The sequence below is a fragment of the Mesorhizobium sp. WSM1386 genome (genome assembly GCF_055901595.1).
Map to the genome: position 1 here is coordinate 6,699,599 of NZ_CM148373.1, position 25,293 is coordinate 6,724,891.

Sequence of the window (25,293 nt, forward strand, 5' to 3'; positions counted from 1 at the left end):
AAAATTGGCTTTTCGGTGCGAGACTGTCCGCAACGGCTGTATTCGCCGACAGGCAAACTGATCGAGACTGACGGGTGGGCATCTATCTCCCGATTGCGGAAATTTCCGTCAACGTCTTCGTGCTGCTGGCCATGGGCGCCGCGGTGGGTTTCCTGTCGGGCATGTTCGGCGTCGGCGGCGGCTTCCTCATCACGCCGCTCCTGATCTTCTACAACATTCCGCCAGCGATCGCGGTCGCCACGGGCGCCAACCAGGTCATCGCCTCCTCCTTCTCCGGTGCGCTGTCGCACATGAAGCGGGGTACGCTCGACTTCAAGCTCGGCGGGGTGCTTCTGGCCGGTGGCATTGTCGGTTCGACCGGCGGCATCTTCGTGTTCGCTTTCCTGCGCAGGCTCGGCCAGCTCGACCTGTTCATCTCGCTGCTTTACGTCGTGCTGCTCGGCACGGTGGGCGGACTGATGCTGGTTGAAAGCGTCAATGCGCTGCGCGCGACGCGCAGCGGCGCGGCACCGGTCCTGAAGAAATCCGGCCAACACAACTGGATCCACCGCTTGCCGCTGAAGATGCGCTTCAGGGCCTCGAAACTGTTCGTCAGCGTCATCCCGGTGCTGGGCCTTGGCGCCGGCATCGGTTTCCTGTCGTCCATCATGGGCGTCGGCGGCGGCTTTATCATGGTGCCGGCGCTGATCTATCTGCTCAAAGTACCGACCAATGTGGTCATCGGCACGTCCCTGTTCCAGATCATCTTCACCTCCGCCTACACGACGCTGGTTCACGCCAGCACCAACCAGACCGTCGACGTGATGCTGGCTTTCCTGCTGATGGCTGGTGGCGTGGCCGGCGCACAATATGGCGCCAAGGCCGGCCAGAGGCTGCGCGGCGAACAATTGAGGGCGCTCCTGGCATTGCTGGTTCTGGCGGTGGCGATAAGGCTGGCCATCGGCCTGTTCGTCACGCCGCCCAACCTTTATTCGCTGTCCGGCGCGGGCCTCAACTGATGACGGGCCCTAACGCATTCGCAACCGCCATTCTCCTGTCCTTGCTGGTGGCCGCCTTGCCGGCGAAGGCACAGACGCCGCTGACGGAAGGCATCCAGATCGGGCTCTCCACCGACAATGTCTCGATCACCGCCGGCTTTTCCGGTGCCGACCTGACCATTTTCGGTTCGCTGGAGAACCCCGACCCGCTGGTTGCCCGCCAAGGCCGCTACGATGTCATCGTCGTGCTCGAAGGGCCGCCCAAGCCTGTGGTGGTGCGCCGAAAGGACCGGGTGCTCGGCGTCTGGATCAATCTGGAATCGGAAACCTTCGAGAACGTGCCGGTCTCCTATTCGGTGGCGACGACACGGCCGCTGCAAGACATTACCGAACCGAACAGTTACAAGCAGCTGTCGCTCGGCGCCTCCAACCTCTACATGCAGCCCGCCGATGCCGGCGACAGCCCGGCGACGATCCAGGAATTCACCGCCGCGCTGCGCGAACGCAAGGCGGCGGCCGGCCTCTACAGCGAGAATGTCGGCGGCGTGCAGTTCCTGTCGCAGAACCTGTTCCGCGCCACCGTCAGGCTGGCACCGAATGTGCCAGTTGGAACCCATAAAGCCCGCGCGTTCCTGTTCAAGAGCGGCCTGTTCATCAAGGAGAGCTCGGCCCAGCTCGAAATCCGCAAGTCCGGCTTCGAACAGTCGATCTTCCGCGTCGCGCACGATTATGCCTTCCTCTACGGCGTCTTCGCCATATCGTTGGCCATGCTGACGGGCTGGCTCGGCAGGCTGGTCTTCCGCAGGGACTGAGACGACCAAAAGGGGTTCCCCTTTCCCGGGTCATGCTGTAGACCGCACCTCCCCGCCCGACGGGCAAGCAATTCAATTCGGCAGAGTGGTCAATCCGGCATAGTGGTTCGGTCGCCCGGACCGCAGCGCACGCTTCTCCCGCGAGCGCCGATCCGCTGCCTGCCACCAATGACAGGAGGCTGCCTTGCGACCAGCATTCGCCGGTATCGACTTCGGCACGTCGAACTCCACGGTTGGCGTGGTCCGCAACGGGCAGCCGCGCCTCGTCGGGCTTGAAGACGGCCAGGTCACGTTGCCGAGCGCGGTGTTCTTCAATTTCGAGGACGGCCGCATCTGCTTTGGCCGCCAGGCCATCGCCAACTACACCGACAGCGTCGAAGGCCGGCTGATGCGCTCGCTGAAGAGCGTGCTCGGCAGTTCGCTGGCGCACGAAAAGACGCGCATCAAGGCGCGCTCGATCGGCTTCATGGAAATCATCGGCCTGTTCCTCGGACATCTCAGGAAGAGGCTGGAAGAAGACGCCGGCGACGTGGTCGAGACGGTGGTGCTCGGCCGGCCGGTGCAGTTCGTCGACGACGATCCGCAAGCCGATGCGAATGCGCAGGGCGACCTTGAAAAAGCCGCCCATGCCCAGGGCTTCAAGCACATTGCTTTCCAGTTCGAGCCGATCGCCGCGGCGCTCGACTACGAGCAGAGGGTCACGCGCGAGGAGCTGGCGCTGATCATCGATATGGGCGGCGGCACGTCCGACTTCTCGGTCGTGCGCGTCTCGCCGGAGCGCTCCCGCTCGCTGGACCGCAAGGACGACATCCTGGCCAGCCGGGGCGTTCATATCGGCGGCACGGATTTCGACCGGCTGCTGAGCATTGCCCATGTGATGCCGCGGCTCGGCTATCTGACCCCGACCAAGGACGGCAAGCGCAATCTGCCGGCCAGCTATTTCATCGATCTCGCGACATGGCAGCGCATCAACCTGGTCTACACCGCCAAGGCGATGACGCATCTGCGCCAGATCCGCTACGAGGCCGTGCGCGCCGACCTGGTCGATCGTTTCATCCACATCGTCGAGCATCGTTATGGGCACGCGCTGGCGGCACTGGTCGAAAAGGCCAAGATCGAGTTGACGGACAGATCATCCGCCGAGGTGGCGGTGAAGCTGCCGGGGGCGGACTTCTCCGCCGAGATCACGCGCGGCGGGCTGGACGCCACGATCGCCCGGGACATCGAGCGGGTCACCGCAACGGTCGGGGAGACCATCCGCGACGCGCGGGTCAAACCATCCGACATCACCGCGGTGTTCCTGACCGGCGGATCGACCGCGATCCCGCTGGCAAGACGGGAGATCCTGTCGCTGGTGCCGCAGGCTTCCGTCATCGAGGGCGACATGTTCGGCTCGGTCGGGCTTGGCCTGGCTCTCGACGCGCAGCGCAAGTTCGGCTGACCGGTCCGTTGATATTCAGGTGATGCCGGCCTGCAAATGGCCGTTTCCTGCGCTTCCGGTACTCGCGTACCCGAACGTACGCTCCGTTCCGGTTCTCGGAACCAACCATTTTCGGCACGGCCTGACCTGAACCTCAACGAACCTTATGCTGGCGCAGATCCGGTCGTTTCGGCACCGAGATGCGCCTTGAGCGCCATCTGGGCCAAGCTTGCCTGGCGATCGCGGTGCGTGATCATGGCGAAGTCGCGTTTCGGCAGTTCGAGCGGCACCGACCGCAGGCTGCCTTCGGCAACGGCACGGCCGACGACCAGGTCCGAAATGATGGTGGCGCCGGCACCCGCCTCGACCGCCTGGCGAACCGCCTCGTTGCTGGGCAGCACCAGGAATATTTGCAGGTCGGCAAGCGAAATCCCCTCGCGCCGCGCCAGATCCTCCAGCACCTCGCGCGTGCCCGAGCCGCCCTCGCGGATGATCCAGCGCAGGCCCCTGATGTCGGGATGGCCGGGCGCGGTTTCGGCGATCTCGGGGTGGGAACTGGCAACGACCAGCATCAGCCTGTCGGTATCGACCTTGGCGCGGCGCAATATGTCGGATTCGGTGCGCCCCTCGACCAGGCCGAGATCGGCGGTTCCATCCAGCACGCTGGCCTCGACCTGCCTGGTGTTGCCGATGGTGACGCTCAGCCTGACGGCCGGATAGGCTTCGTGGAAGGAAGCCAGCCGGCGTGGCAGCCAGTAGCTGGCGATGGTCAGGCTGGCCGCGATCGAGAGACTGCCGGCGATCGTCTGTGAGACATGTTCAAGCACATTGCGGGCGGCGGCGGCCCGCTCGAGCACGGCCTTCGCCTCCGGCAGGAACCGATGGCCAGTCTGGGACAGTTCGATGTTGCGGCCGACGCGGTTGAACAGGTGCACGCCGTGCTGTTCTTCGAGCGCGCGGATGGCGGCCGATGCCGCCGACTGGGAGATACCCAAAAGCTCCGCCGCCTTGGTCATGTGGCCGCGCTCGGCGACGGCGACGAAAATGCGCAACTGGTCCAGGGTCATGCGTGCATTAAGAACCAATATCGATCGAATTTACAAGAACAACTGATTAGACGGATCGATAGCTTTATTCTATTTTTTCAGGTGAAGTTAGAAAAAATTGGCCATCAGGTCGCAGCGAATAAAATGATCGGGCGGTTCAGATCCCTGTTTGCCCATTGGGCCCGTGGCATAAGGCGACGGCTGGCCGGCGATCGCTACCACCCGGAAGAGCATTACATGCGCGGCCCCGGACCGAAGACGCGCGCCAAATCCGCGAACCGCACTGGATCATGATGCACGGACCACCGCGCGGCGCGAATTCGGCACCATCGCAACGCCCGCTTGCCGACACGCGTGCGCCTGACGAAGGTGACGGCGTCGACACCTCGCCCGATGTTTCCGACAGCATCGCCAAGACCACCTGCTACATGTGCGCCTGCCGCTGCGGCATCGACGTGCACATCAAGGACGGCAAGGTCCGCTACCTCAACGGCAACAAGGACCATCCGGTCAATCGCGGCGTGATCTGCGGCAAGGGCAGTTCCGGCATCATGCAGCACTACAGCCCGGCGCGACTGAAGAAGCCGCTGTTGCGCACCGGCCCGCGCGGCTCTGGCGAGTTCCGCGAGATCGAGTGGGAAGAAGCGTTCGTGATCGCCACCGAGCGGCTCTCCGCCATCCGCCGCACCGATCCGAAAAAACTTGCCTTCTTCACCGGCCGCGACCAGTCGCAATCCCTGACCGGCTGGTGGGCGAGCAAGTTCGGCACGCCGAATTTCGCCGCCCATGGCGGCTTCTGCTCGGTCAACATGGCGGCTGGCGGCCTCTATACGATCGGCGGCTCGTTCTGGGAGTTCGGCGAGCCCGACTGGGACAACACCAAGTACTTCATGCTGTTCGGCGTCGCCGAGGATCATGATTCCAACCCGATCAAGATCGGCCTCGGCAAGCTCAAGGCGCGCGGCGCCAAGGTGGTGTCGATCAATCCGTGCCGGACCGGCTACAACGCCATTGCCGACGACTGGATCGGCATCCGGCCGGGCACCGACGGGCTGTTCGTCTTCGCGCTCATCCACGAATTGCTGAAGGCCGGCCGCGTCGATCTCGATTATTTGCTCCGCTACACCAACGCCCATATCCTCGTCGTCCAGGAGCCAGGTGCTGCCGACGACGGTCTGTTCGTCCGCGATGCCGACGGCAATCCGCTGGCCTGGGACAGGGTGGCGAAGGCCTCCATCAAGGCAACCGACCCGGAGGCGAAGCCGGTGCTGACCGGCAGCTTTAGGATCGAAGGGCGTCACTGCGTTCCGGTGTTCCAGCTCATTGCCGACCGCTACCTCGACGAGAGCCATGCGCCGGATGCGGTCGCTGAGCGCTGCGGCATTGCGGCCGATACGATCCGCCGGATCGCCGCCGAACTCGCCCATGTCGCCTTCGAACAGACCATCGAATTGCCAATAGCTTGGACCGATTGGGCCGGGCGCCGGCACGAGACGATCAAGGGCCGGCCCATCTCGATGCATGCCATGCGCGGCATCTCCGCCCATTCGAACGGCTTTCACACTTGCCGCGCCATCCATCTGCTCCAGGTGCTGCTGGGAACCGTGGATGTTCCCGGTGGCTTCCGTTTCAAGCCGCCCTACCCCAGATCGGCACCGCCGGGGCCAAAACCCGCCGGCAAGGCAACCAAGGCGATGACGCCGCTCGATGGCATGCCGCTTGGCTTCGTCTGTGGGCCGGACGATCTGCTGGTCGACGAGGCTGGTACACCGCTTCGCATCGACAAGGCCTATTCGTGGGAGGCGCCGCTGGCCGCGCACGGCCTGATGCACACCGTCATCCGCAATGCCTGGGCCGGCGATCCGTACCCGATCGACACGCTGATGATGTACATGTCGAACATGGCGTGGAATTCCTCGATGAACACCGTCGAGACCATGGCCATGCTGACCGACAGCGATGATGCGGGTAACTACAAGATCCCCTTCATCATCTATTCCGACGCCTATTATTCCGAGACCGTGCCGTTCGCCGACCTCGTGCTGCCGGACACCACCTATCTCGAGCGGCATGACTGCATCAGCCTGCTCGACCGGCCGATCAGCCATGCCGACGGGCCAGGCGATGCCATCCGCCATCCCGTCGTCGCGCCGGACCGCGACGTCAGGCCGTTCCAGTCGGTGCTGATCGAGCTCGGTGCGCGGCTCGGCCTGCCCGGTTTCGTCAAGGACGACGGCTCGACCAGATATGCCGACTATGCCGACTACATCGTCAACCACGAGCGCACGCCGGGCATCGGCCCGCTTGCCGGCTGGCGCGGCCAGGATGGATCGTCGATCGGCAAGGGCGCGGCCAATCCGGACCAGTTGCAGCGTTACATCGACAATGGCGGCTTCTGGCACCACGATTTCGCTGACGACCAGCGTTACTACAAGATGGCCAACCGCTCCTATCTCGACTTCGCCGTGCAGATGGGCTTCATCCCCACGGCGGAGCCGATCGTCTTCCAGCTTTATTCCGAGCCGTTGCAGCGCTTTCGCCTCGCCGCGCGAGGCCACGGCCGCGTGTTGCCGCCAGAGGGCGATCGCCAGCGCATCGAGACCTACATGGACCCGCTGCCGTTCTGGCACATGCCGTTCGAGGAAGCGGCCATCGACCTCGAAAGATACCCGCTGCACGCGCTGACGCAGCGGCCGATGCACATGTATCATTCCTGGGGTTCGCAAAATGCGTGGCTCAGGCAAATCACCAGCCAGAACCGGCTGTTCGTGCATCACCGGACCGCCGCCGGCCTCGGTCTTGCCGATGACGACTGGGTGTGGATCGAAAGCGTCAATGGCAAGGTGAAGGGGCAGATCAAGCTGGTCGACGGTATCAACGAAAGCACGGTCTGGACCTGGAATGCGGTCGGCAAGCGGCGCGGCAGCTGGGGGCTGAAGGACGACGCGGCCGAGAGCAATCGCGGCTTCCTGCTCAACCATGTCATCGGCGACCAGACCGCGGCGGACGCGCAGGGCAAACGCTATTCGAACTCCGATCCGGTCACCGGCCAGGCGGCATGGTTCGATCTTCGCGTGCGCATCGTCAAATGCGCCGATGAGGAAGCCGGCTTCACCGAACCGCAATTCGAGCGGTTTCAACAACCCCCGCATTTCGAGCCCGCGCCCGATAAATTGACCTTCGGCGCCGAATTCCGCACGAAAAGAGAAACCACCGGATGACCTGCCTTCCCTCCCACACCGACAAAAGGCTCGGCCTGGTCATCGACCTCGATACCTGCGTCGGTTGCCAGGCCTGCGTCACCGCTTGCAAGGAGTGGAATACCGGCGGCCACATGGCGCCACTGACCGACATCGATCCCTATGGCGGCCATGCCGACGGCGTATGGTTCAACCGCGTCCACAGTTACGAGCACACCACCGAGATGGGCGGGCGCACGGTCAACTTCCCGCGCTCCTGCCTGCATTGCGAGACGCCGGCGTGCGTCACGGTCTGCCCGACCGGGGCCTCCTACAAGCGGGCCTCGGACGGCATCGTGCTGGTCGACGAAGACAAGTGCATCGGCTGCAAATTGTGCAGCTGGGCCTGCCCCTACGGCGCGCGCGAATTCGACACCGATGTCGGCGTGATGAAGAAATGCACGCTGTGCATCGACCGCATCTACAATGACAATCTGGCCGAAGAAGACCGCGTGCCGGCCTGCGTCGCCGCTTGCCCGACCAGCGCCCGGCATTTCGGCGACCTCGGCGACCCCCATTCTGCCGTCTCGCAACTGGTGGCGGAGCGCGGCGGCGTCGACCTGATGCCCGAGCTCGGTTATCGCCCGACCAACAAATACCTGCCGCCGCGCGCCCACACGCAACGCGCCGCATCGGTGCCTGCGAAGGCGCTGGAGCCGGTGCGGGCCGAGGGCGGCTTCCTCGGCTGGGTCGACCGCATGCTTTCGAACTAGAACATGCATCCAGCCTTTTCCGTCGTCTTCTTCACCACTGCCACCGGCGCGGGCTACGGCCTGCTGGCGCTGCTTGGCGTGTTCGGAGGCTTGCAGATCATCCCGCCCGATTTCTGGCTCGGCCTCATCGGCCTGGGTCTGGCGCTCGGCCTCGTCGCGGCCGGATTGTTGTCCTCGACCGCCCATCTCGGCAGGCCTGAGCGAGCCTGGAGGGCGTTCTCGCAATGGCGCAGCTCGTGGCTGTCGCGGGAGGGCGTTGCCTCCGTTCTCACCTTCATCCCGGCGGGCCTGTTCGGCATAGGATGGGTGTTCTTCGGCCGCACGGACGGCTGGGTCGGCATCGCCGGAATTCTGACGGCCTTTTGCGCGGTGGTCACCGTCTGCACCACGGGCATGATCTACGCGTCGCTGAAGCCGATCGCGCAGTGGCACAGCCGATTCACCTTGCCCGGCTATCTCATCTTCTCTGCGATGACCGGCAGCGTGCTGTTGAACGCGTTGATGCAGAGTTTTGATGTCGGTTCGAAGACGCTTCTGGCGGCTTGCGTGCTGCTGACCATGATCGGCTGGGGCTGGAAGCTGGCGACGTGGCGCTACAACGACCGTCTGGAGATCCCGACCAACGCCAACACCGCGACCGGCCTTGCCGGCGGCACGGTGCGGTCGTTGGAATGGCCGCATACCGAGGAAAACTACCTGCTCAAGGAAATGGGCTTTCGCATCGCGCGCAAGCACAGTGCAAAGTTGCGCCTGATCACGCAAGCTCTGGCCTTTGCCTTGCCAGTCCTGCTCCTCGCCGTCACCTCTGCCCTGCCCTGGCCTTTTGCGGCGGCGGCGTCGGTGCTCGCCGCGATCGTCCAGTTCGCCGGCATGCTGGTCGAACGCTGGCTGTTCTTCGCCGAGGCGAAGCACACGGTCACGCTCTACTACGGACGTTGAGGTCAGCCGGGGCGCAGCATCGAGCCGGAGATGGCGAAGATGCGGTCGACGCCAAGCATGTAGGCCATCAGCGATTCCAGGCGGAACAGCCCGGCATAGGCGCGGTCGAGCACGTTGAGCGAACCGGTATAGGCGCCAAAGGCCGGCATGATCATGCGCCCACCGTCGCCGGCAAAGCAGCGCCTGCGCACCGAGCGCCCCTGCTGGACGATGCGCGCGCACGGATGCAGGTGACCCGATATCTCGCCTTCGACGCGCAGCTTGGATGGCTCGTGCCGGAACAGCAGCGAGCCGATCGCCAGTTCGCGCACCGTTTCGCCAGGCAAATCGGCCGGCGCTTCGGGATCATGATTGCCGGCGACCCAGAACCAGTCGCGGCCTGCCATCAGCGCTTCCAGCCGCTCGCGGAAACTGGCATGCATGCGCTCCGCGCCACCGCCATCATGGAAGCTGTCACCCAGGCTGATGACGATCGAGGGCTGATAATCCGATATCACAGCCTGCAGCCGCAGCAATGTCGCGCCGGTGTCATAGGGCGGGATCAGCGTGCCGCGCCGCGCCAGCGACGAGCCTTTTTCGAGATGCAGGTCCGATACCGCCAGAAGCCGGAGCTCGGGAAAATAGAGCACGCCGCGCGGATCGCAGACCGCGCTCTCGCCGGCGATACCGACAAGGTCGGCCTCGGCGATCAGCGATGTCCGCGCCAGCGAAAAGTTCATTCCTCGACCATCTCCGGCCCCATGGCCTCCTCGACCAGCGTCGCGGCATCCATCAGCAGCGTTTCATCGGCTTCACCATTCACCGGCATCTTGCCGATCTCGAGCATGATCGGCACGGCAAGCGGCGAGATCTGTTCCAGATCCTTATGCACGATTCGACCTTGAATGCGCGAGAGCATGTCGGCAAGTCTGCTGACATCGAGCAGGCCGGTCGCTGCATCGGCACGTGTCGCCTGCAGCAGAATATGGTCGGGCTCGTGGCTGCGCAGGACGTCGTAGATAAGGTCGGTCGACACGGTGACCTGGCGGCCGCTTTTCTCCTGGCCGGGATGGCGTTTTTCGATCAGTCCGGAAATCAGCGCGCAGTTGCGGAAGGTGCGCTTGAGAAGCCAGCTGTCGGCCAGCCAGGCCTCGAGGTCGTCGCCAAGCATATCCTGGTCGAAGAGCGCACCGAGCGAGGGCTTCCGGGCCTTGAACATCGCGCCCATATCACCCAGCGACCATATGGCCAGCGCGTAGTCGGTGGCGACGAAGCCGAGTGGTCTCGCGCCCGCCCGGTCGAGACGCCGGGTAAGCAGCATACCGAGCGTCTGGTGCGCCAGCCGGCCTTCAAAGGGATAGGCGACCAGATAATGGCGATTACCGCGCGGAAAGGTCTCGATCAGCAAGTCATCGCGCTTTGGCAGCACCGACTTGTCGGCCTGGAACCGCAGCCAGTCGGCCACCTGCTCGGGCAGCTTCCCCCAGCGCCGGGGGTCGTCCAGCATGATGCGGACCTGCTCGGCAAGGTAGGTCGAAAGCGGGAACTTGCCGCCGCCATAGTAGGGTACCTTGGCATCGCTGCCCAGCGCATTCGAGACGAAGCATTCGTTCTCGCGGATGCCTTCGAAGCGCAGCACCTTGCCGGCAAACATGAAGGTGTCGCCATGCGTCAAGGTTTCGAGAAAAGCCTCCTCGATCTTGCCGAGAACCCGGCCACCGCGTGAGGCCGAGCCCTTGCTGCCAGCCTGCACGTAGCGCACGTTGAGCGCCGGCACTTCTATGATGGTGCCGACGTTCAACCTGTATTGCTGGGCGACGCGCGGATTGGAGACGCGCCACAGCCCATCCTTGTTGAGGCGGATGCGGGCGTAGCGCTCATAATTTTTCAGCGCGTAGCCGCCGGTGGCGACGAAATCGATGACGCGGTCGAAGGTCGGCCGGTCGAGGCTGGCATAGGGCGCCGCCGTTCGCACTTCCTCAAACAGATCATCGGCACGGAACGGCGCGCCACAGGCGCAGCCGAGCACGTGCTGCGCCAGCACATCGAGCCCGCCATCGACCAGCGGCGGTGTGTCCTGGGCGCCGAGATAGTTGGCGTCGAGAGCAGCACGGCATTCCAGCACTTCGAAGCGGTTGGCCGGGATCAAAATCGCCTTCGACGGCTCGTCCATGCGATGGTTGGCGCGGCCAATGCGTTGCGCCAGTCGGCTCGCCCCCTTCGGCGCACCGACATGCACGACCAGATCGACATCGCCCCAGTCGATGCCGAGATCGAGCGTCGAGGTGGCGACGATGGCGCGCAGTGCGTTCTCGCCCATCGCCTTCTCGACGCGCCGGCGCTGGGCGACATCGAGCGAGCCGTGATGCAGGGCGATCGGCAAGGTATCCTCGTTGACCCGCCATAATTCCTGGAACAGCAGCTCCGCCTGGCTGCGGGTGTTGACGAACAGCAACGTCGTCTTGTGGCGCTTGATCTCGCGATAGATCTCCGGCGTGGCGTAGCGCGCCGAATGTCCTGCCCAAGGCACCCGCTCTTCGGAATCGAGGATGGAAATCTCAGGCTTCGCGCCACCGGTGACAACGATCAATTCGGACATATCGCCGGGTGGGTTCTGGCTGACCAGCCAGCGCCGCAATTCGTCCGGCTCGGCGACCGTCGCCGAGAGGCCGATTGTCTGCAGGCCGGGCACGTAGCCGCGCAGCCGCGCCAGCCCGAGCGCCAGCAGATGACCGCGTTTCGACGTGACGAGCGAGTGCAACTCGTCGAGCACGACATAGCGCAGATCCTCGAAGAAGCGCCGGGCGCCGGAGGCGGCGATGAGCAATGCCAACTGCTCGGGTGTGGTGAGCAGAATGTCGGGCGGCACCAGCTTCTGCCGCTGGCGCTTGTGGGAAGGCGTGTCGCCGGTGCGCGTCTCGATGGTGACGGGCAGGCCGATCTCTTCCACCGGCTTGCCGAGGTTGCGCTCGATGTCGACAGCCAGCGCCTTCAGCGGCGAGATGTAGAGCGTGTGGATGCCGCGATGCGCCTGGCCCGGTTTCCGCCTTGGCCTGACGGCGAGTTCGGTCAGCGAAGGAAGAAACCCAGCCAGCGTCTTGCCGGCGCCGGTCGGTGCGATCAGCAGCACCGATTGCCCGGCCTGGGCCTTCGCCAAAAGTTCGATCTGGTGAGCGCGCGGCGACCAGCCTTTCTCGCCGAACCACCTGATGAATGGTTCGGGCAGGACGACGGCTGCATTCTGATTGGCAAGGCGCGGTTGCTCGGTCACGCTCCCAGAGGTAGCGCGACGGCGGCCCAACGCCAAGGAAAATCGGAACAAAAGGGGATCGAGCTGTTCTTCCTTCTCCCCCTGCGGGAGAAGGTGGATCGGCGCGAAGCGCCGAGACGGTTGAGGGGTGTTCCAGCGGAGTGAGACGTTGGCGTTCCCTGGAATACCCCTCATCCGTCACCTTCGGCGACACCGCCCGGGGGCGAGCCACTTGTCTCGCCCGTCCTTCGGACCCCACAAGGGGAGAAGGGAAGATCAGCGCTACGGCCTTCTGAACCCTGTCGGACCGCCATAGAGATAGCCGATGCGGGCGATGGCGTCCTTCAGCCCTTCGCGCGAGACCAGCATGGTGTGGCCATTGGCGTGGATCATGGTCTCGGCATCGGTCATGACGGCGACATGGCCTTTCCAGAAGACGAGGTCGCCGCGCCGCAATCCTGAGAAATCAGCGCCCGGATCGAGCGGCTCGCCGATGCTTGCCGCCTGCATGTCGGAATCGCGCAGCACGTTTTTGCCGGCCATGCGCATCGCCAGTTGCACGAGGCCCGAGCAATCGATGCCAAAGCCGGAAACACCGCCCCAGAGATAGGGCGTGCCGAGAAACATCTCGGCCACCGAAACATAGTCGCTCGCCCTCTCACCGATCGGCCGGAGGTGACCTGATATGACGGCCTCGCCGGAAGGAAGGACAGCATAGTGCGTGCCCCGCGTCTCGGCGGCACCTGCCACGGTTATCGTGGATCCCATCGACAGCTGCCCGGCGATCGGGAAACGCAGGTCCGGACCAGGGTAGAGGAAGGTGCGCGGTACCGAGACGATATGGGTGGGCGCGTGGTCGCGTCCGCCCAGCATCATGTCGGCGACATAGCCGACATAGCCGTCGCGCTCGGCCTGGACCCAGGCCCAGCCTTCCCTGTCCTCGAAGAGGAGGACATCATCACCGAACAGGAGCTGCGTGTTGATGCCGGCATCCGGACGCGGCGCCTTGCGCAGATCGGCAACGGAGGCGGTGATCCGGGCCGGCCGGCCGGCGACAAAGCGGTCGGCGGTAACCTCTCCTTTCAATCTTGCATCGGCAAGGTCGGAACGAAAGGCGTGAAGGCGGGCATCCCTGGCAGTCAAATCAGCAACTCGATCAAGGTTGGTTGGTTAGATCGGCAGTTCGTGAGCTTTAGCGATGATACCATCGCCGAAGCGCTCGACAAAGAGCGCGCCCTCGACCGTACGCTTGATCAGCACATTGCGCTTGTCGAGCTCGTCGCGGTGGCGCGACACCAGCTTCAGCGCGCCCATCGTGTCGAGCGCGCGGGTGATGACCGGCTTGGTGACGTTGAGGCGGGCGGCGAGCCCGCGCACCGTGTGCGGCGGCGGATCGAGATAGATGGTGAACAGGATCGCCGTCTGGCGCATGGTCAGGTCAGGCGCGTCGGCGCGCACCTGCGACAGCATCACTTGCTGCCACAGTCGCAAGGCCTGGCTCGGGCGCAGCGCAATCGACATCCGTCCAGCATGACGGCAAATTGTTTCGGTTCCGTTTCAGTCTCAACCTTGATCGTGGTTAGCCGAAGCGTTTCGAGATGATCCGCTCCAACGCGCGGATGCCCTGCGCCTCGCCGCCGGCGGGGCCGTGCGGACGGTCGGCGGGGCTCCAGGCGAAGATGTCGAAATGCGCCCAGCTCGCCGTCCTTTCGACAAAGCGCTTGAGGAACAGCGCCGCCGTGATCGAGCCAGCGAAACCGTCCGTGGTGACATTGTTGATGTCGGCGATCTTCGACGACAGTTTCGGCTCGTAGGGCTGCCACAGCGGCATGCGCCACAGCGGATCCTCGACCGCGGCGGAAGCCGCCGCCAGGTCTGATGCCAGTACCTCGTCACCGGTGTAGAACGGCGGCAGATCAGGGCCGAGCGCGACGCGGGCAGCTCCGGTCAACGTTGCCATGTCGATCAGCAGCTGAGGCTCCTCGTCATCGGCCAGCGCCAGTGCGTCCCCCAGCACGAGCCTCCCTTCAGCGTCCGTATTGCCGATCTCGACCGAGATGCCCTTGCGGCTCGCCAGCACATCGCCAGGCCGGAAGGCGTTGCCGGCGATGGAATTCTCGACCGCGGGGATCAGCACGCGCAGCCGCACGTTCAGCCGGGCCGCCATGATCATCGAGGCCAGGCCCAGCACATTGGCCGCTCCGCCCATGTCCTTCTTCATCAGCAGCATGCCGGACGAGGGCTTTATGTCGAGACCGCCGGTGTCGAAACAGACGCCCTTGCCGACCAGCGTCACCTTCGGCGCGTCTTGCCGTCCCCATGTCATGTCGATCAGGCGCGGCGCGCCGACGGATGCGCGGCCGACGGCGTGGATCATCGGGAAATTCCGCACAAGCAGGTCGTCGCCCTTGATGACCGAGACTTCGGCCTCGTGGACCTCGGCCAGGGTGCGCACCGCCGCCTCCAGATCGTCCGGCCCCATGTCGCTGGTCGGCGTGTTGACCAGGTCGCGTGTCAGGAAGACACCATCGGCGATGCGGCGAACGTGCGCTGCATCGGCACCGGCCGGCAGGTCGAAGCGCAGCGTCTTGCCCGGCTTCTTGCTATAACGGGTAAAGACATAGCCGCCGAGCACCAACGCGATTGCCGCAAGTTGCGGATCGGCCGGCCCCGAGGCGAAATGCCAGTCGCCTTCGGGCAGGGCTTTCGCCAGCACGCCGAGCGCTAGCGCGCCATCGCCGTCGCCAAGACCGAACAAGGCACCGGCGAGCGCGCCATTTTCGCCGGGCACGGCCAGCGTCCTGCCTGCCTCCCCGGAAAAGCCGTTGACCCTAGCCCAGGCGACCATGGACGGCGCAAGGCCCGCGGCCTCCAGGCCATCCCTGGCGACCAGATGGACCGGCAGCGCGCCCTGCAATTTCTTCTCGACGAGTTCGACAGGCATTCGATGTTCTCCTGCCGACCCTGGCGAGTCGGCGTTTCTTAACCGTCCGTTAGGGTTAACAGAATATTTCTGCGGGAGGAAAGACGGCCACGCAATGGCCGCGTATGAATGGAGGCCCAGGGCCGATGCCGACCAACCGCACCATCGACGTCAGGGGAAAACGGCTGATCACCACGGCCCTCATGCTGGCGCTCGCCGCGGGTGTCGCCGGCTGTGGAACCAGCAATCTCACCACCGGCTCGATCGGCCGCACCACCAGCGGCAAACCGCTGGAGACCATGTCGGCGGGCGAACTCCACAATGCCACCGCTTCCCTTGGCCAGTCCTACTCCAGGAACCCCAACGACAAGCGAATCGCCACCAATTTCGCGGCGGCGCTGCAGATGGACGGCGATGCCGACCAGTCGCTTGCCGTGATGCGCAAGCTGGCGATCGCCTACCCCAAGGATCGCGACGTGCTCGCCTCGTATGGCAAGGCGCTGGCCGCCAATGGCCAGTTCGAAGCGGCGCTCGACGCCGTGCAGCGCGCGCAGACGCCGGAATATCCCGACTGGAGGCTGGTGTCGGCGGAAGCGGCCATCCTCGATCAACTCGGCCAAAAGGACCAGGCGCGCCAGGACTATCGCAAGGCGCTCGAACTCAAGCCGAACGAGCCTTCGGTTCTCTCCAATCTCGGCATGTCCTATGTGCTGGCAGGCGATCTGCGCACCGCCGAGACCTACATGCGTTCGGCCGCACAGCAACCCACCGCCGACAGCCGCGTGCGTCAGAACCTCGCGCTCGTCGTCGGCCTGCAAGGCCGCTTCGATGAAGCCGAGAAGATTGCCTCGCAGGAACTCTCGCCCGAGCAGGCGCAGGCCAATGTCGCCTATCTCAGGCACATGCTGGCGCAGCAGAATGCCTGGAGCCAGCTCAAGGACCAGGACAAGGACAAGTCGAAGTCCGCGACCAACTGAAGCGCACCGCGCCGAAAGCGGATTCAGCCGGCGCGCTCAACTCACGATTTCATGCATGCGGACTTTCGGGCGACATGCGTCAGGCGAAAATCCGCTGCGACCATGAATGAAAGCCGCGCTTGTTCAGCGCGGCTTTCTACTGGGACGTGCCGCCGTTACTGGGCAGTCGATGATGCATGATCGCTGCCGAAGATGCCGCGCTGGCTGACCTGAATGCCGGCGGGACCCAGAATGATGGCGAAAAGCACCGGCAGGAAGAACAGGATCATCGGCACGGTGAGCTTTGGCGGCAGGGCTGCCGCCTTTTTCTCGGCGGCGTTCATGCGCTGGTCGCGGCTTTCGGCTGCAAGCACGCGCAACGCATGCGCCACCGGCGTGCCGTAACGCTCGGCCTGGACGAGTGCCTGCGACACCGACCTGACCGATTCCAAGCCAGTGCGGCTGGCCAGATTCTCGTAAGCCTGCTTGCGCTCCTGCAGATAGGAAAGCTCGGCATTGGTCAGGATGAACTCTTCAGCCAGTGCCACCGATTGCGCGCCGATCTCGTCGGCGACCTTGCGGAGCGCGGCTTCGACCGACATGCCCGATTCCACGCAGATCAGCATCAGGTCGAGTGCATCCGGCCACGCCATCTGAATCGATTGCTTGCGCTTGGTGGCGCGGTTGTTGACATAGACAACCGGCGCGTAGAAGCCGGCATAGGCAACGAGGATGCAAACGAACAGCCGGATGACCAATGGCTTGTCGGGCAATCCTCCGAGCACGAATATGTAGACCAGGGCCAGCGCGAAGCCGACGAAAGGCAGCACGAGACGGAAGAACAGAAACCGCGTCAGCGGATTCTGGCCGCGAAAGCCGGCGACCTTGAGCTTTTGCAAGGTGCTTTCGTCGGCAAGGGCGCGGCGCAGATCAAGCCGGTCGACAATGTTGCGCATGCCGACCGACTGTTCTTCGCGCAAGCCCTTGCGCCGGCGATCGGCCTCGGTTGCCAGCCGCGCGCGCTGCTTGGCGCGAAGCTCATCGCGCTCCAGCGCGACCGATTTCATGCGCGACTTGAGCTGGTTTCCGCTGAACGCCGGCAGCAGTGTAAAGACGGTCGCGAACACCGCGATGGCGACGAGCAGCGCGATCAGGAGGCTCGGATCGGTCAGTGATTTGATGACTTGATCGGTCATGTCGCGATCCTAGACCTCGAAGTTCATCATCTTGCGCATCACCAGGATGCCGATTGACATCCAGACTGCCGAACAGCCGAGGATGAGATTTCCAACGCTGGTGTTGAACAGCGGCATCAGGTAGGTCGGGCTCGACAGGTAGACGAGAAACGCGACGATGAAAGGCAGCGCGCCGATGATGGCGGCCGACGCCTTTGCCTCCATCGACAGTGCCTGGACCTTGGCCTTCATTTTCTTGCGATCACGAAGCACCCGCGAAAGATTGCCCAGCGCCTCGGAGAGATTGCCACCGGCCTGCGACTGGATCTGGATGACAATGCCGAAGAAGCTCGCCTCGGTGCATGGCATGGTTTCGGGCATGCGCAAGGTCGCGTCGGGTATCGACAGGCCCATCTGCTGCGAATCGACGATGCGGCGAAACTCGGTCTTCACCGGCTCGGGGGCTTCGTTGGCGATCAGGCGCACTGCATCGTTCAGCGGCAGGCCGGATTTGACGGCGCGCACGATGATGTCGAGCGCATTTGGAAATTCGTTGAGGAACGCCTTGACGCGCCGGCTGCGGCGAAATGAAACGAACCAGCGCGGCAGGCCGAGCGCACCGGCCAGCAGCACGCCGGGCAAGACGATCAGCGGCGCCCCGGCCACGAACGCGATCACGGTCAGCGCGATGCCGCATATGGCGGAATAGATATAGAAACGCTCGATCGGAACCTTCATCCCAGCCTGGCGAAGCTGTGCCTTCAGCGGCGGCTTCTTGATGGCGCTGTCCTTGGATTTCTGCTTCTCGTCGAGCTCCTTGAGCGAATCCTGGACCGATTTACGGCGCTTGGCCGCGTCCGTCGCACGGTCGCGCGTGGCCTTGACAACGGAACGGTCCGTCTCCGCGGCCTTGATCGTTTCAAGCCGCTTGCCGGTCTGTCTCTCATTGCTGATCTGGTTGAACAGAAATGCATAGGCGACCGCGCCGGCGCTGAAGCCGGCGAGCACGACAAACGCCAATACGGTGCCGTCAATTCCAAACATTGGCCAGAACCTTCACGCCTGCGGGTACGTCAGTCAGCGCGTTTCTCCATAGCCTCGAGCGCTATGGCGAGGCGCTGCTCCTCGCCGTAATAACGGGCCCGTTCCCAGAAATGCGGACGGCCGATGCCGGTCGACACGTGCTCTCCCAGCAGCCTGCCGTTGGCGTCCTCGCCCTTGATGTTGTAGAGGACGATATCCTGCGTGATGACGACGTCGCCTTCCATCCCGATCACCTCGGTGATGTGGGTGATGCGACGTGAACCGTCGCGCAGGCGGGCCGCCTGGATGATCACGTCGATGGAGCCGACGACGATTTCGCGCACGGTTTTCTGCGGCAGCGAGTAACCGCCCATGGCGATCATGGATTCGATACGGTTCAGGCATTCGCGCGGGCTGTTCGAGTGGATCGTTCCCATCGAGCCGTCGTGGCCGGTGTTCATCGCCTGCAAAAGGTCGAACACCTCGGGTCCGCGCACTTCGCCGACGATGATGCGCTCGGGCCGCATGCGCAGGCAGTTCTTGACCAGATCGCGCATCGTCACCTCGCCTTCGCCTTCGAGGTTGGGCGGACGGGTTTCCAGGCGCACGACATGCGGCTGCTGCAGTTGCAGTTCGGCCGAATCCTCGCAAGTGATGACGCGCTCCTCGCGGTCGATGTAGTTGGTCAGGCAGTTGAGCAGTGTGGTCTTGCCGGAGCCGGTGCCCCCCGAGATGACGATGTTGCAGCGAACACGGCTGATGATCTTGAGGACTTCGGCTCCCTGTGGCGAGATGGCGCCGAACTTGACCAGCTGATCGAGCGTCAGCTTGTCCTTCTTGAACTTGCGGATGGTGAGCGCGGTGCCATCGATGGCGAGCGGCGGCGCGATGACGTTGACGCGGGAGCCGTCGGGAAGGCGGGCGTCGCAGATCGGGCTGGATTCATCGACACGGCGGCCGACCTGGCTGACGATGCGCTGGCAGATGTTGAGAAGCTGCTGGTTGTCGCGGAAGCGGATCGGGGTCTGTTCGACCTTGCCGTTGACTTCGATGTAGACGTTCTTGGAGCCGTTGACCATGATATCGGCGATGTCGTCGCGGGCAAGCAATGGCTCGAGCGGCCCGTAGCCAAGCACGTCGTTGCAGATGTCCTCGAGCAGTTCCTCCTGCTCGGCGATCGACATCGCGAAATTCTTGATCGCGATGATGTCGTTGACGATGTCGCGGATTTCCTCGCGCGCGCTTTCGGGGTCGAGCTTGGCGAGCTGCGACAGGTCGATCGTGTCGATGAGCGCCGAGAACACCTGGCTCTTGGTGTCGTAATAGGTTTCGCTCTTTTCGCGGCCACGCTTGGGCTCCGGCGCGACGGGAGGCGCCTCTACCGCGCGGCGAGCCGGCGGTGCGACAGGTGCGCTCGGCTGCGGCGCTGCCGCCGGCCGTGCAAGAACCGCCGTGTCAGCCGAACCCGCGGCTGCCGGTGCGGCCGGCGCAGGTGCCGGCTGGCGAAATTCCGGCGTGAACCGGTTGCCGTCGTCGTTGCCTCGTTTACCAAACATGATCGACTACCGATCCCACTGCGTCACTTCTTGTTGCGCGACAGCTTGCCGAGCAGACTGCCCAGGCCAGCCTTCTTTTTCGTCTTGATCTCGCTGCGGCCGGTCAGCACATGAGCAATCTCGTTGATCGTGGCCACAACCGGGTTCTTGGCATCCATCTCGCCAAGCATACGCCCGTTGTTGGCGGCATTGCCGAACAGGACCGGATCAAAGCCGATGACAGACATCGGCGTCAGGCCGAGCGGCTCGGCGAAATCGGAAGGCGAAATCTCCGGCCGCTTGGGGATCCCGGCCTGGTTGATGATCAGCTTTGGCGGCGGGTCATTGGGGCGAAGCCGCTTCAACATGTCGACCAGGTTCTTGGTGTTGCGCAGGTTGGCCAGCTCCGGCGTCGCCGTGATGACGATCTCGTCGGCCTTGACCAGCGTGTTCTTGGCCCACCCGGTCCAGACATGGGGAACGTCGAGCACCAGCAGCGGCACGCTGCGCTGCGCAGTATCGACAAGTTGCGCAAAGGCATCCGGATCGAAGTCGTAGACGCGTTCCAGTGTCGAAGGCGCCGCGAGCAGCGACAGGTGCTCGGCACACTGGGTCAGCAGCCGGTCGAGATAGACTTCGTCGATGCGCTCGGGCGAAAACACCGCTTCGGCGATGCCCTGTGCCGGATCCTGGTCGAAATTGATGTTGGCCGTGCCGAAGGCGAGGTCGAGGTCGGCAACGACGACCTCGGATTTGAACAGCGAGGACATCGCCCAGGCTACGTTGTGAGCGATCGTCGAGGAGCCGACGCCACCCTTGGCGCCAATGAAGGCGACCGAGCGGCCGAGCGGTTCAGCCTCCGGATCGACGAAAATCGACGACACGACACTGACGATGTCGGCCATCGAGACCGGCGCGATGACATATTCGGAGATGCCGGAGCGGATGAGTTCACGATAGAGGCCGACATCATTGTAGTGGCCGATCACCACCACTTTCGAGGACGGATCGCAGTACTCCGAGAGTTGGGCGAGTTGCTCCAGCAGTTGTTTGGGTTCGCTGCGCGACTCCAGCAGGATCAGATTGGGCGTCGGCGCCGACTGATAGAACTCGATTGCGGTGGGAACGCCGCCCATGTGGACCTTGAGATGCGCCTTGGTCATGCGGCGGTCCTCGCCGGCCCGCTCGACCGGATTGGCAACGCCCTCCGTCTCGCAGAATGCCTGGATCGAGATGCGCGGTATCGGCCGCAACGCCTGCATCGCGGCGATGTCCTGCGGCGAGGTATCGCCGCCATCCACGGTGGCGTCATAGGCGAGGTTGCTCATGGTCATGCTCTTTCCGTGGCCTGTTCTTTGCGTGGCCTGTTCTTGCGTGACTTCTCTTTCCCGAGGGCGGCTCAGTAGGTCACTTCCGAATTGCCGAGGAACTCATCCGAAATGCCCCTGCTGCGGTAGACGTCGATCACCGCGCCACGATTTTCCGCATCGATGGTGGTCTGCTTGCGCGGTCCGAGCAGATCGGCCGGATTGGCCATCTGGGCGGCGAGATTGTTCTGATAGGAGCAGCCGAAGTCGGCGTAGTGCTTGTTCTCGGACGACTCGACCAGATCTTCGGGCCAGCGTCCGCATTTATCGGTCTGGGCTCTCACCGCGATAAAGGAGACGCGAACCGGGGCCGATGCCTCGCTCGACCCAGCCTGATAGGAGACCACGGCGATCCGGTTGCGCTTGATGCCGCTGGCAACCGCGAGCCTGGCGAAATCACGGCCGGCCGCCCTTGCGGCAATCTCGTTGGCCGATCCGCTGGGAATCTGGATGGTCAACGCCGGAGCGGCACTCTTGTCATAGCCGTCGAGGAAACCCAGAAGCGTGTCGCGTTGCGAGCCGGTCATGCCGCGATCGCCGGCACCGACGGGCAGGTCGATCTTCTGGTTCTTTTCCGCGATGACGATGGGATGGTTGGTGCGATAGTCGTCCGGAATGGCGCCGACGGTGACACTGTCGCGCTGGGCGCAACCGGCCAGCAGAGCCGTTGCCGCCACGGCCAGGACCGGAAGGGCGCGCAGCCAGACCCGCGAATGGCCGGGGCGCATCGTGGTGATGCTTGTCTTCAACGCTGACTGAGACATGTCCGCTTCCCCATTCACTTGTAGATGTAGCCGACAACGCCGTGGTACCGGCCGTTGGGCTTGTCGGTCTGCATGGTGCCGTAGACGCGATTGACCTTGCCAAGGAACATGGCGGCGCCATCGCTGGCAGCGTTGAAATTGTCGTCCGGCTTGGCGAGATCGTTGCGCGCCACCGGCTTCACCAGATAGGGCGTGATGATGATCACCAGCTCACTTTCGTTGCGCACGAAATCCCGGCTGCGGAAGAGCGTGCCGAGCACCGGGATCTTTGTCAGTCCAGGCAACCCATTGACGGCTTGCCTGACATCGTCGCGAACCAGGCCGGCGATCATCATGGAGCCGCCCGAGGGCAGTTCAACCGTCGTATCGGCAAGGCGCTTGCGCAACGACAGGGCATTCATGCCGGCACTGGTCACGCCCTCGGACAGTGAGGCGGATCCTTCGGTTGTCGGCTCGGAGACGGAGGTTCTGACTTTCAGGCTGATGCGTCCGGGCGACAAAACCACCGGCTGGAATTCCAGGCCGATGCCGTACTCGATCTTGTCGACCGAATAGGTCTTCAGACCGGTCTGGTTGTCGGTGGACACGTTCGCGGAGACGCCTGTCACCATATTGTATTCGCCGCCGACCTTGAAGGTCGCCTTCTCGCCGGATACGGCGGTCAAGGTTGGCTCGGCCAGGGTCTTCATGACCCCCGACTCCTCCATGGCGTTGATATAGGCCCGAAGTCCCGAGGCGCCGATATTGAAGCCCGAATTCGACAGTTGCTTGCCAAGGCCGGTGAAGTTGTCGCTGATCGCGCCGTAGCTGATGCCGTTGCTGCCACCGCTGCCGATCATGTTGACGCCGAGCTGCTTCATCACGGTGCGGCTGACTTCGGCGACCGTCACCTTCAGCGTCACCTGGTCGTCACCGATGATCTGCAGGAGGTTGACGATCTTGCTGGTGCGGCGTTCCTGGTCGGGGTTGTTGATGTCGACACCGCTCTGGGCAGAGCCGCCGGCCGCGGTCTGCGAATATTGTCCTGTCGTTGCTTCACCGCCCGAGACGAAGATGGTCGCCAGATCAACCGCCCGTTTCGCGTCCAGCGGCGTATCGACCATTCCGGTCAGAACGACGTTGTCGTTCAGCAGTTCCACCTTGATATCCGAGGTCGGAATAAAGCGCTTGATGTAGTCCTCCAAGCCGGCGACGTCGCGTTCGACGGCCAGATCCAGGCTGGCGATCTGTTCGCCGTTCGGACCGAAGACGAAGATGTTGGTCTCGCCGACCGCCTTGCCGAACAGGTAGATACGCCTTGCGGTGCGGGTCACAGCATCGGCAACGGCCGGGTTGGCGACGAGAATGTCGTAGGCATCGCTCGGCAGGTCTATGACCACCGACTTGTTGAGGCCAAGCTTGACACGCTGGGAGGCCGTGGTGGCCGTCACCTGCGTACTCTTGGCCTCGACAACGCCCTGCACATTCGTCCCGACGAGCAGGAGGCCGAATGCCGCGGCCACGATCGCTGGCAGTTTACCGCTTAGCCTCATTTCCTTGCCCCTACTTCGGAAACTTCGCCCGACTTGATCAGTCTCACCGTTCCCTTGCGGCCATTGCCGGAAACGAGATAGTCGGCCTCGTCCACATTCTTTTCCTGGGTGTCCGTGATCGCCCGCAGCGCCAGTGTCAGGCGATCCGCCATCTGCTGGGCGACGGTGATGATCTCCGCCTGCTTGGGTGTGAGCTCCAGAGTGGCGGTCTGGCCCACCCTGGTCTTCTTGCCTTCTTCGTCCTCCTGGATGGTCTGGTCGATTGCCAGGACGCGGATGTTCTTGAGGATGGTTTCGGTGTTGAAGCCGGTGCTGCCGCTGTTGGCATCCGCCCTGCGGGTCATGATGACGTCGACAAAATCATTGGGAAGGATGAAGCCGCCGGCCGACGTGTCGGCCGAAATGGTCGTGGCGACCGCCCGCATCCCGGAAGGCAGGATCGACGACATGAAGCTTTGCCCCTCGCCGATCAGCTTGGAACGCCGCACAGGTTCGCCCGCGTACATTCCCACACGGGCTATCGACCCCTTCAGTTTCTCCAGCGCGTCGGGAGCCGTGGCCTTGGTGATGAAGTTCGGGTTGATGCCGTCGGCTGGCCAGGGCTGCCAGGCGATGTTGTTCTCGAGTTGGTTACCCATCGCGACATCGCCGGAAAGCACAAGCACGTCCTGCAGAGCCACCGCGGGAGCCTGGGGGCCGGAATCGACGACGATCTGGGCGGGGGCGGGGCGACCATGTTCTTCGCGACGTAGCCAGCACCACCCGCCGCGGCTACCGCCACGCTTAAGATGATCAATCGGGATGCTGGCATCTGTCCGAACCCTCGCCCTTGGCAAACCACGTAGCCAAGGCGGACTTTGCAGCGGCAATCGTCAAAACAAGGTTAATGTAATGCTTACGATCGTGATTAATTTAAGGTTTACATAAATTAGACGGATCGGGCCGCGGCCCAGCAATGCTGCCGGCCGGACCCTCTTTAAGGCCAAGCGCAACGACACAAATCAGAAAAAGAAATTAGGATTGAACTCAGCTCGCCAGCCTTGCCAGCGCCCAGACCATCAATGGCGACTCCGGATAGGTCAGCAGCCCACCCAGGCCGAGTGCGATCCCGTAGGGAACACCGGCCGACTCTTCGGCGAAATGGCGCAGGAATGGATTGCGGCCGGTAATAACCGCCAGCGGCGACTTGCGATAAAGGACGATGGCGAGCGTCAGCAGGCCGCCGATAAACGTCGAGACAACAAGGTACTCGACGAGATGGACGTTGAGCCCCATCCATACGGCCGTAGCGGCCAGCAGCTTGGCATCGCCTCCGCCCATGCCACCCATCGCGAACAGGCCGAACGTCACGGCCAGGATCAGCGCGCCGGCGGCAAAATGCCAACCGTATGTTGCCCATTCCATGCCCGTCAGCGGCGCAACCAGTGCGAAGACGACAACGAGCAGCACCGACACGCGGTTGGCAATCGTCATCGACAGCATGTCGGAGATCGCCGCGAACAGCATGCAGAACGGAAAGACGACGAAGATCAGGGCTTCAAGCATCGGCGCTATGCCTATTGTGCGAATTCCACCGGGTTCAATCTAGGCATGTTCGATTAACGATTGATGAGACCCGGAATGAAAGACGGCTGTGTTGGCCA

At 63.6% G+C, this 25,293-nt stretch carries 20 protein-coding genes and 1 pseudogene; 7 read left to right on the forward strand and 14 right to left on the reverse strand.

Annotated features, from left to right (window positions below; genetic code table 11):
* The first annotated feature begins 74 nt into the window (after window positions 1-74).
* The 3 genes from AC0NIH_RS32525 (at window position 75) to AC0NIH_RS32535 (ending at window position 3,230) form a co-directional block, all read left to right on the forward strand.
* Window positions 75-998 (forward strand): sulfite exporter TauE/SafE family protein, encoded by a 924-nt coding sequence (locus tag AC0NIH_RS32525; protein WP_287272838.1) that lies wholly within the window; start codon window positions 75-77, stop codon window positions 996-998.
* Entirely contained in the window at window positions 998-1,789 is a 792-nt protein-coding gene (locus tag AC0NIH_RS32530; RefSeq protein WP_287272836.1) for a TIGR02186 family protein, read from the forward strand. Before AC0NIH_RS32525 ends, AC0NIH_RS32530 begins: the two co-directional genes overlap by 1 nt.
* 184 nt (window positions 1,790-1,973) lie before the next feature.
* The gene (locus AC0NIH_RS32535; RefSeq protein ID WP_352701664.1) at window positions 1,974-3,230 is read left to right on the forward strand and encodes an Hsp70 family protein; all 1,257 of its coding nucleotides are present in this window, start codon (window positions 1,974-1,976) and stop codon (window positions 3,228-3,230) included.
* 143 nt (window positions 3,231-3,373) lie between these two features.
* Here the strand turns inward: AC0NIH_RS32535 and AC0NIH_RS32540 are convergent, their stop codons facing one another.
* Window positions 3,374-4,276 carry a LysR family transcriptional regulator gene (locus tag AC0NIH_RS32540; protein WP_023777220.1) on the reverse strand — a complete coding sequence of 301 codons (903 nt, stop codon included), beginning with the start codon at window positions 4,274-4,276 and terminating at the stop codon, window positions 3,374-3,376.
* 269 nt (window positions 4,277-4,545) lie between these two features.
* Between AC0NIH_RS32540 and AC0NIH_RS32545 the strand changes: the two genes are divergently transcribed.
* From AC0NIH_RS32545 to AC0NIH_RS32555, 3 genes are read left to right on the forward strand one after another with little or no spacing between them, the layout of a single operon-like run.
* Entirely contained in the window at window positions 4,546-7,476 is a 2,931-nt protein-coding gene (locus AC0NIH_RS32545; protein ID WP_473463237.1) for a molybdopterin oxidoreductase family protein, read from the forward strand.
* Complete coding sequence (locus tag AC0NIH_RS32550; protein ID WP_352701639.1) at window positions 7,473-8,207, forward strand: 4Fe-4S dicluster domain-containing protein; 735 nt, start codon at window positions 7,473-7,475, stop codon at window positions 8,205-8,207. Before AC0NIH_RS32545 ends, AC0NIH_RS32550 begins: the two co-directional genes overlap by 4 nt.
* A gap of 3 nt (window positions 8,208-8,210) precedes the next feature.
* Window positions 8,211-9,146, forward strand: coding sequence for a dimethyl sulfoxide reductase anchor subunit family protein (locus tag AC0NIH_RS32555; RefSeq protein ID WP_473463239.1), 936 nt, complete (start codon window positions 8,211-8,213; stop codon window positions 9,144-9,146).
* Window positions 9,147-9,148: 2 nt separating this feature from the next.
* On the opposite strand, the gene pdeM is transcribed toward AC0NIH_RS32555, so the two are convergent.
* From pdeM to AC0NIH_RS32580, 5 genes are all read right to left on the reverse strand, one after another.
* The gene (gene pdeM / locus AC0NIH_RS32560) at window positions 9,149-9,865 is read right to left on the reverse strand and encodes a ligase-associated DNA damage response endonuclease PdeM (RefSeq protein WP_013897299.1); all 717 of its coding nucleotides are present in this window, start codon (window positions 9,863-9,865) and stop codon (window positions 9,149-9,151) included.
* A complete protein-coding gene (locus AC0NIH_RS32565; protein WP_473463242.1) occupies window positions 9,862-12,396 on the reverse strand; it encodes a ligase-associated DNA damage response DEXH box helicase in 2,535 nt (844 codons plus the stop codon). The genes pdeM and AC0NIH_RS32565 overlap by 4 nt, the downstream gene beginning before the upstream one ends.
* 261 nt (window positions 12,397-12,657) lie before the next feature.
* On the reverse strand, window positions 12,658-13,518 hold the full coding sequence (locus AC0NIH_RS32570; RefSeq protein ID WP_473463244.1) for a C40 family peptidase: 861 nt from the start codon (window positions 13,516-13,518) through the stop codon (window positions 12,658-12,660).
* A 27-nt stretch (window positions 13,519-13,545) separates the two neighbouring features.
* Entirely contained in the window at window positions 13,546-13,896 is a 351-nt protein-coding gene (locus AC0NIH_RS32575; protein WP_023780951.1) for a MarR family winged helix-turn-helix transcriptional regulator, read from the reverse strand.
* 58 nt (window positions 13,897-13,954) lie between these two features.
* Window positions 13,955-15,319 carry a leucyl aminopeptidase family protein gene (locus tag AC0NIH_RS32580; protein ID WP_473463247.1) on the reverse strand — a complete coding sequence of 455 codons (1,365 nt, stop codon included), beginning with the start codon at window positions 15,317-15,319 and terminating at the stop codon, window positions 13,955-13,957.
* Window positions 15,320-15,444: 125 nt separating this feature from the next.
* Between AC0NIH_RS32580 and AC0NIH_RS32585 the strand changes: the two genes are divergently transcribed.
* The gene (locus AC0NIH_RS32585; protein WP_023766941.1) at window positions 15,445-16,275 is read left to right on the forward strand and encodes a tetratricopeptide repeat protein; all 831 of its coding nucleotides are present in this window, start codon (window positions 15,445-15,447) and stop codon (window positions 16,273-16,275) included.
* 155 nt (window positions 16,276-16,430) lie between these two features.
* Here the strand turns inward: AC0NIH_RS32585 and AC0NIH_RS32590 are convergent, their stop codons facing one another.
* From AC0NIH_RS32590 to AC0NIH_RS32625, 8 genes and pseudogenes are all read right to left on the reverse strand, one after another.
* Entirely contained in the window at window positions 16,431-17,450 is a 1,020-nt protein-coding gene (locus tag AC0NIH_RS32590; RefSeq protein ID WP_023766942.1) for a type II secretion system F family protein, read from the reverse strand.
* A gap of 9 nt (window positions 17,451-17,459) precedes the next feature.
* A complete protein-coding gene (locus AC0NIH_RS32595) occupies window positions 17,460-18,473 on the reverse strand; it encodes a type II secretion system F family protein (protein ID WP_023766943.1) in 1,014 nt (337 codons plus the stop codon).
* 29 nt (window positions 18,474-18,502) lie between these two features.
* Window positions 18,503-20,008, reverse strand: a complete 1,506-nt coding sequence (locus AC0NIH_RS32600) for a CpaF family protein (RefSeq protein WP_013897306.1) — start codon at window positions 20,006-20,008, stop codon at window positions 18,503-18,505.
* A gap of 23 nt (window positions 20,009-20,031) precedes the next feature.
* Window positions 20,032-21,321 carry a CpaE/TadZ family protein gene (locus AC0NIH_RS32605; RefSeq protein WP_032923236.1) on the reverse strand — a complete coding sequence of 430 codons (1,290 nt, stop codon included), beginning with the start codon at window positions 21,319-21,321 and terminating at the stop codon, window positions 20,032-20,034.
* 65 nt (window positions 21,322-21,386) lie between these two features.
* The gene (locus AC0NIH_RS32610; protein ID WP_473463251.1) at window positions 21,387-22,118 is read right to left on the reverse strand and encodes a CpaD family pilus assembly protein; all 732 of its coding nucleotides are present in this window, start codon (window positions 22,116-22,118) and stop codon (window positions 21,387-21,389) included.
* Window positions 22,119-22,132: 14 nt separating this feature from the next.
* Complete coding sequence (locus tag AC0NIH_RS32615; RefSeq protein WP_023766947.1) at window positions 22,133-23,650, reverse strand: type II and III secretion system protein family protein; 1,518 nt, start codon at window positions 23,648-23,650, stop codon at window positions 22,133-22,135.
* Window positions 23,647-24,461, reverse strand: a pseudogene (cpaB, locus tag AC0NIH_RS32620) (Flp pilus assembly protein CpaB). The gene AC0NIH_RS32615 and the pseudogene cpaB overlap by 4 nt, the downstream one beginning before the upstream one ends.
* A 215-nt stretch (window positions 24,462-24,676) precedes the next feature.
* Entirely contained in the window at window positions 24,677-25,195 is a 519-nt protein-coding gene (locus tag AC0NIH_RS32625) for an A24 family peptidase (RefSeq protein ID WP_224685594.1), read from the reverse strand.
* Window positions 25,196-25,293 lie beyond the last annotated feature (98 nt).

Bases quoted from the DNA above. Each gene is read 5' to 3' on its own strand.
- AC0NIH_RS32530 (WP_287272836.1), top strand. From the start codon at position 998: ATGACGGGCCCTAACGCATTCGCAACCGCCATTCTCCTGTCCTTGCTG.
- AC0NIH_RS32540 (WP_023777220.1), bottom strand. From the start codon at position 4,276: ATGACCCTGGACCAGTTGCGCATTTTCGTCGCCGTCGCCGAGCGCGGC.
- AC0NIH_RS32545 (WP_473463237.1), top strand. From the start codon at position 4,546: ATGATGCACGGACCACCGCGCGGCGCGAATTCGGCACCATCGCAACGC.
- AC0NIH_RS32550 (WP_352701639.1), top strand. From the start codon at position 7,473: ATGACCTGCCTTCCCTCCCACACCGACAAAAGGCTCGGCCTGGTCATC.
- AC0NIH_RS32555 (WP_473463239.1), top strand. From the start codon at position 8,211: ATGCATCCAGCCTTTTCCGTCGTCTTCTTCACCACTGCCACCGGCGCG.
- pdeM (WP_013897299.1), bottom strand. From the start codon at position 9,865: ATGAACTTTTCGCTGGCGCGGACATCGCTGATCGCCGAGGCCGACCTT.
- AC0NIH_RS32575 (WP_023780951.1), bottom strand. From the start codon at position 13,896: ATGTCGATTGCGCTGCGCCCGAGCCAGGCCTTGCGACTGTGGCAGCAA.
- AC0NIH_RS32580 (WP_473463247.1), bottom strand. From the start codon at position 15,319: ATGCCTGTCGAACTCGTCGAGAAGAAATTGCAGGGCGCGCTGCCGGTC.
- AC0NIH_RS32585 (WP_023766941.1), top strand. From the start codon at position 15,445: ATGCCGACCAACCGCACCATCGACGTCAGGGGAAAACGGCTGATCACC.
- AC0NIH_RS32590 (WP_023766942.1), bottom strand. From the start codon at position 17,450: ATGACCGATCAAGTCATCAAATCACTGACCGATCCGAGCCTCCTGATC.
- AC0NIH_RS32595 (WP_023766943.1), bottom strand. From the start codon at position 18,473: ATGTTTGGAATTGACGGCACCGTATTGGCGTTTGTCGTGCTCGCCGGC.
- AC0NIH_RS32600 (WP_013897306.1), bottom strand. From the start codon at position 20,008: ATGTTTGGTAAACGAGGCAACGACGACGGCAACCGGTTCACGCCGGAA.
- AC0NIH_RS32605 (WP_032923236.1), bottom strand. From the start codon at position 21,321: ATGACCATGAGCAACCTCGCCTATGACGCCACCGTGGATGGCGGCGAT.
- AC0NIH_RS32610 (WP_473463251.1), bottom strand. From the start codon at position 22,118: ATGTCTCAGTCAGCGTTGAAGACAAGCATCACCACGATGCGCCCCGGC.
- AC0NIH_RS32615 (WP_023766947.1), bottom strand. From the start codon at position 23,650: ATGAGGCTAAGCGGTAAACTGCCAGCGATCGTGGCCGCGGCATTCGGC.
- AC0NIH_RS32625 (WP_224685594.1), bottom strand. From the start codon at position 25,195: ATGCTTGAAGCCCTGATCTTCGTCGTCTTTCCGTTCTGCATGCTGTTC.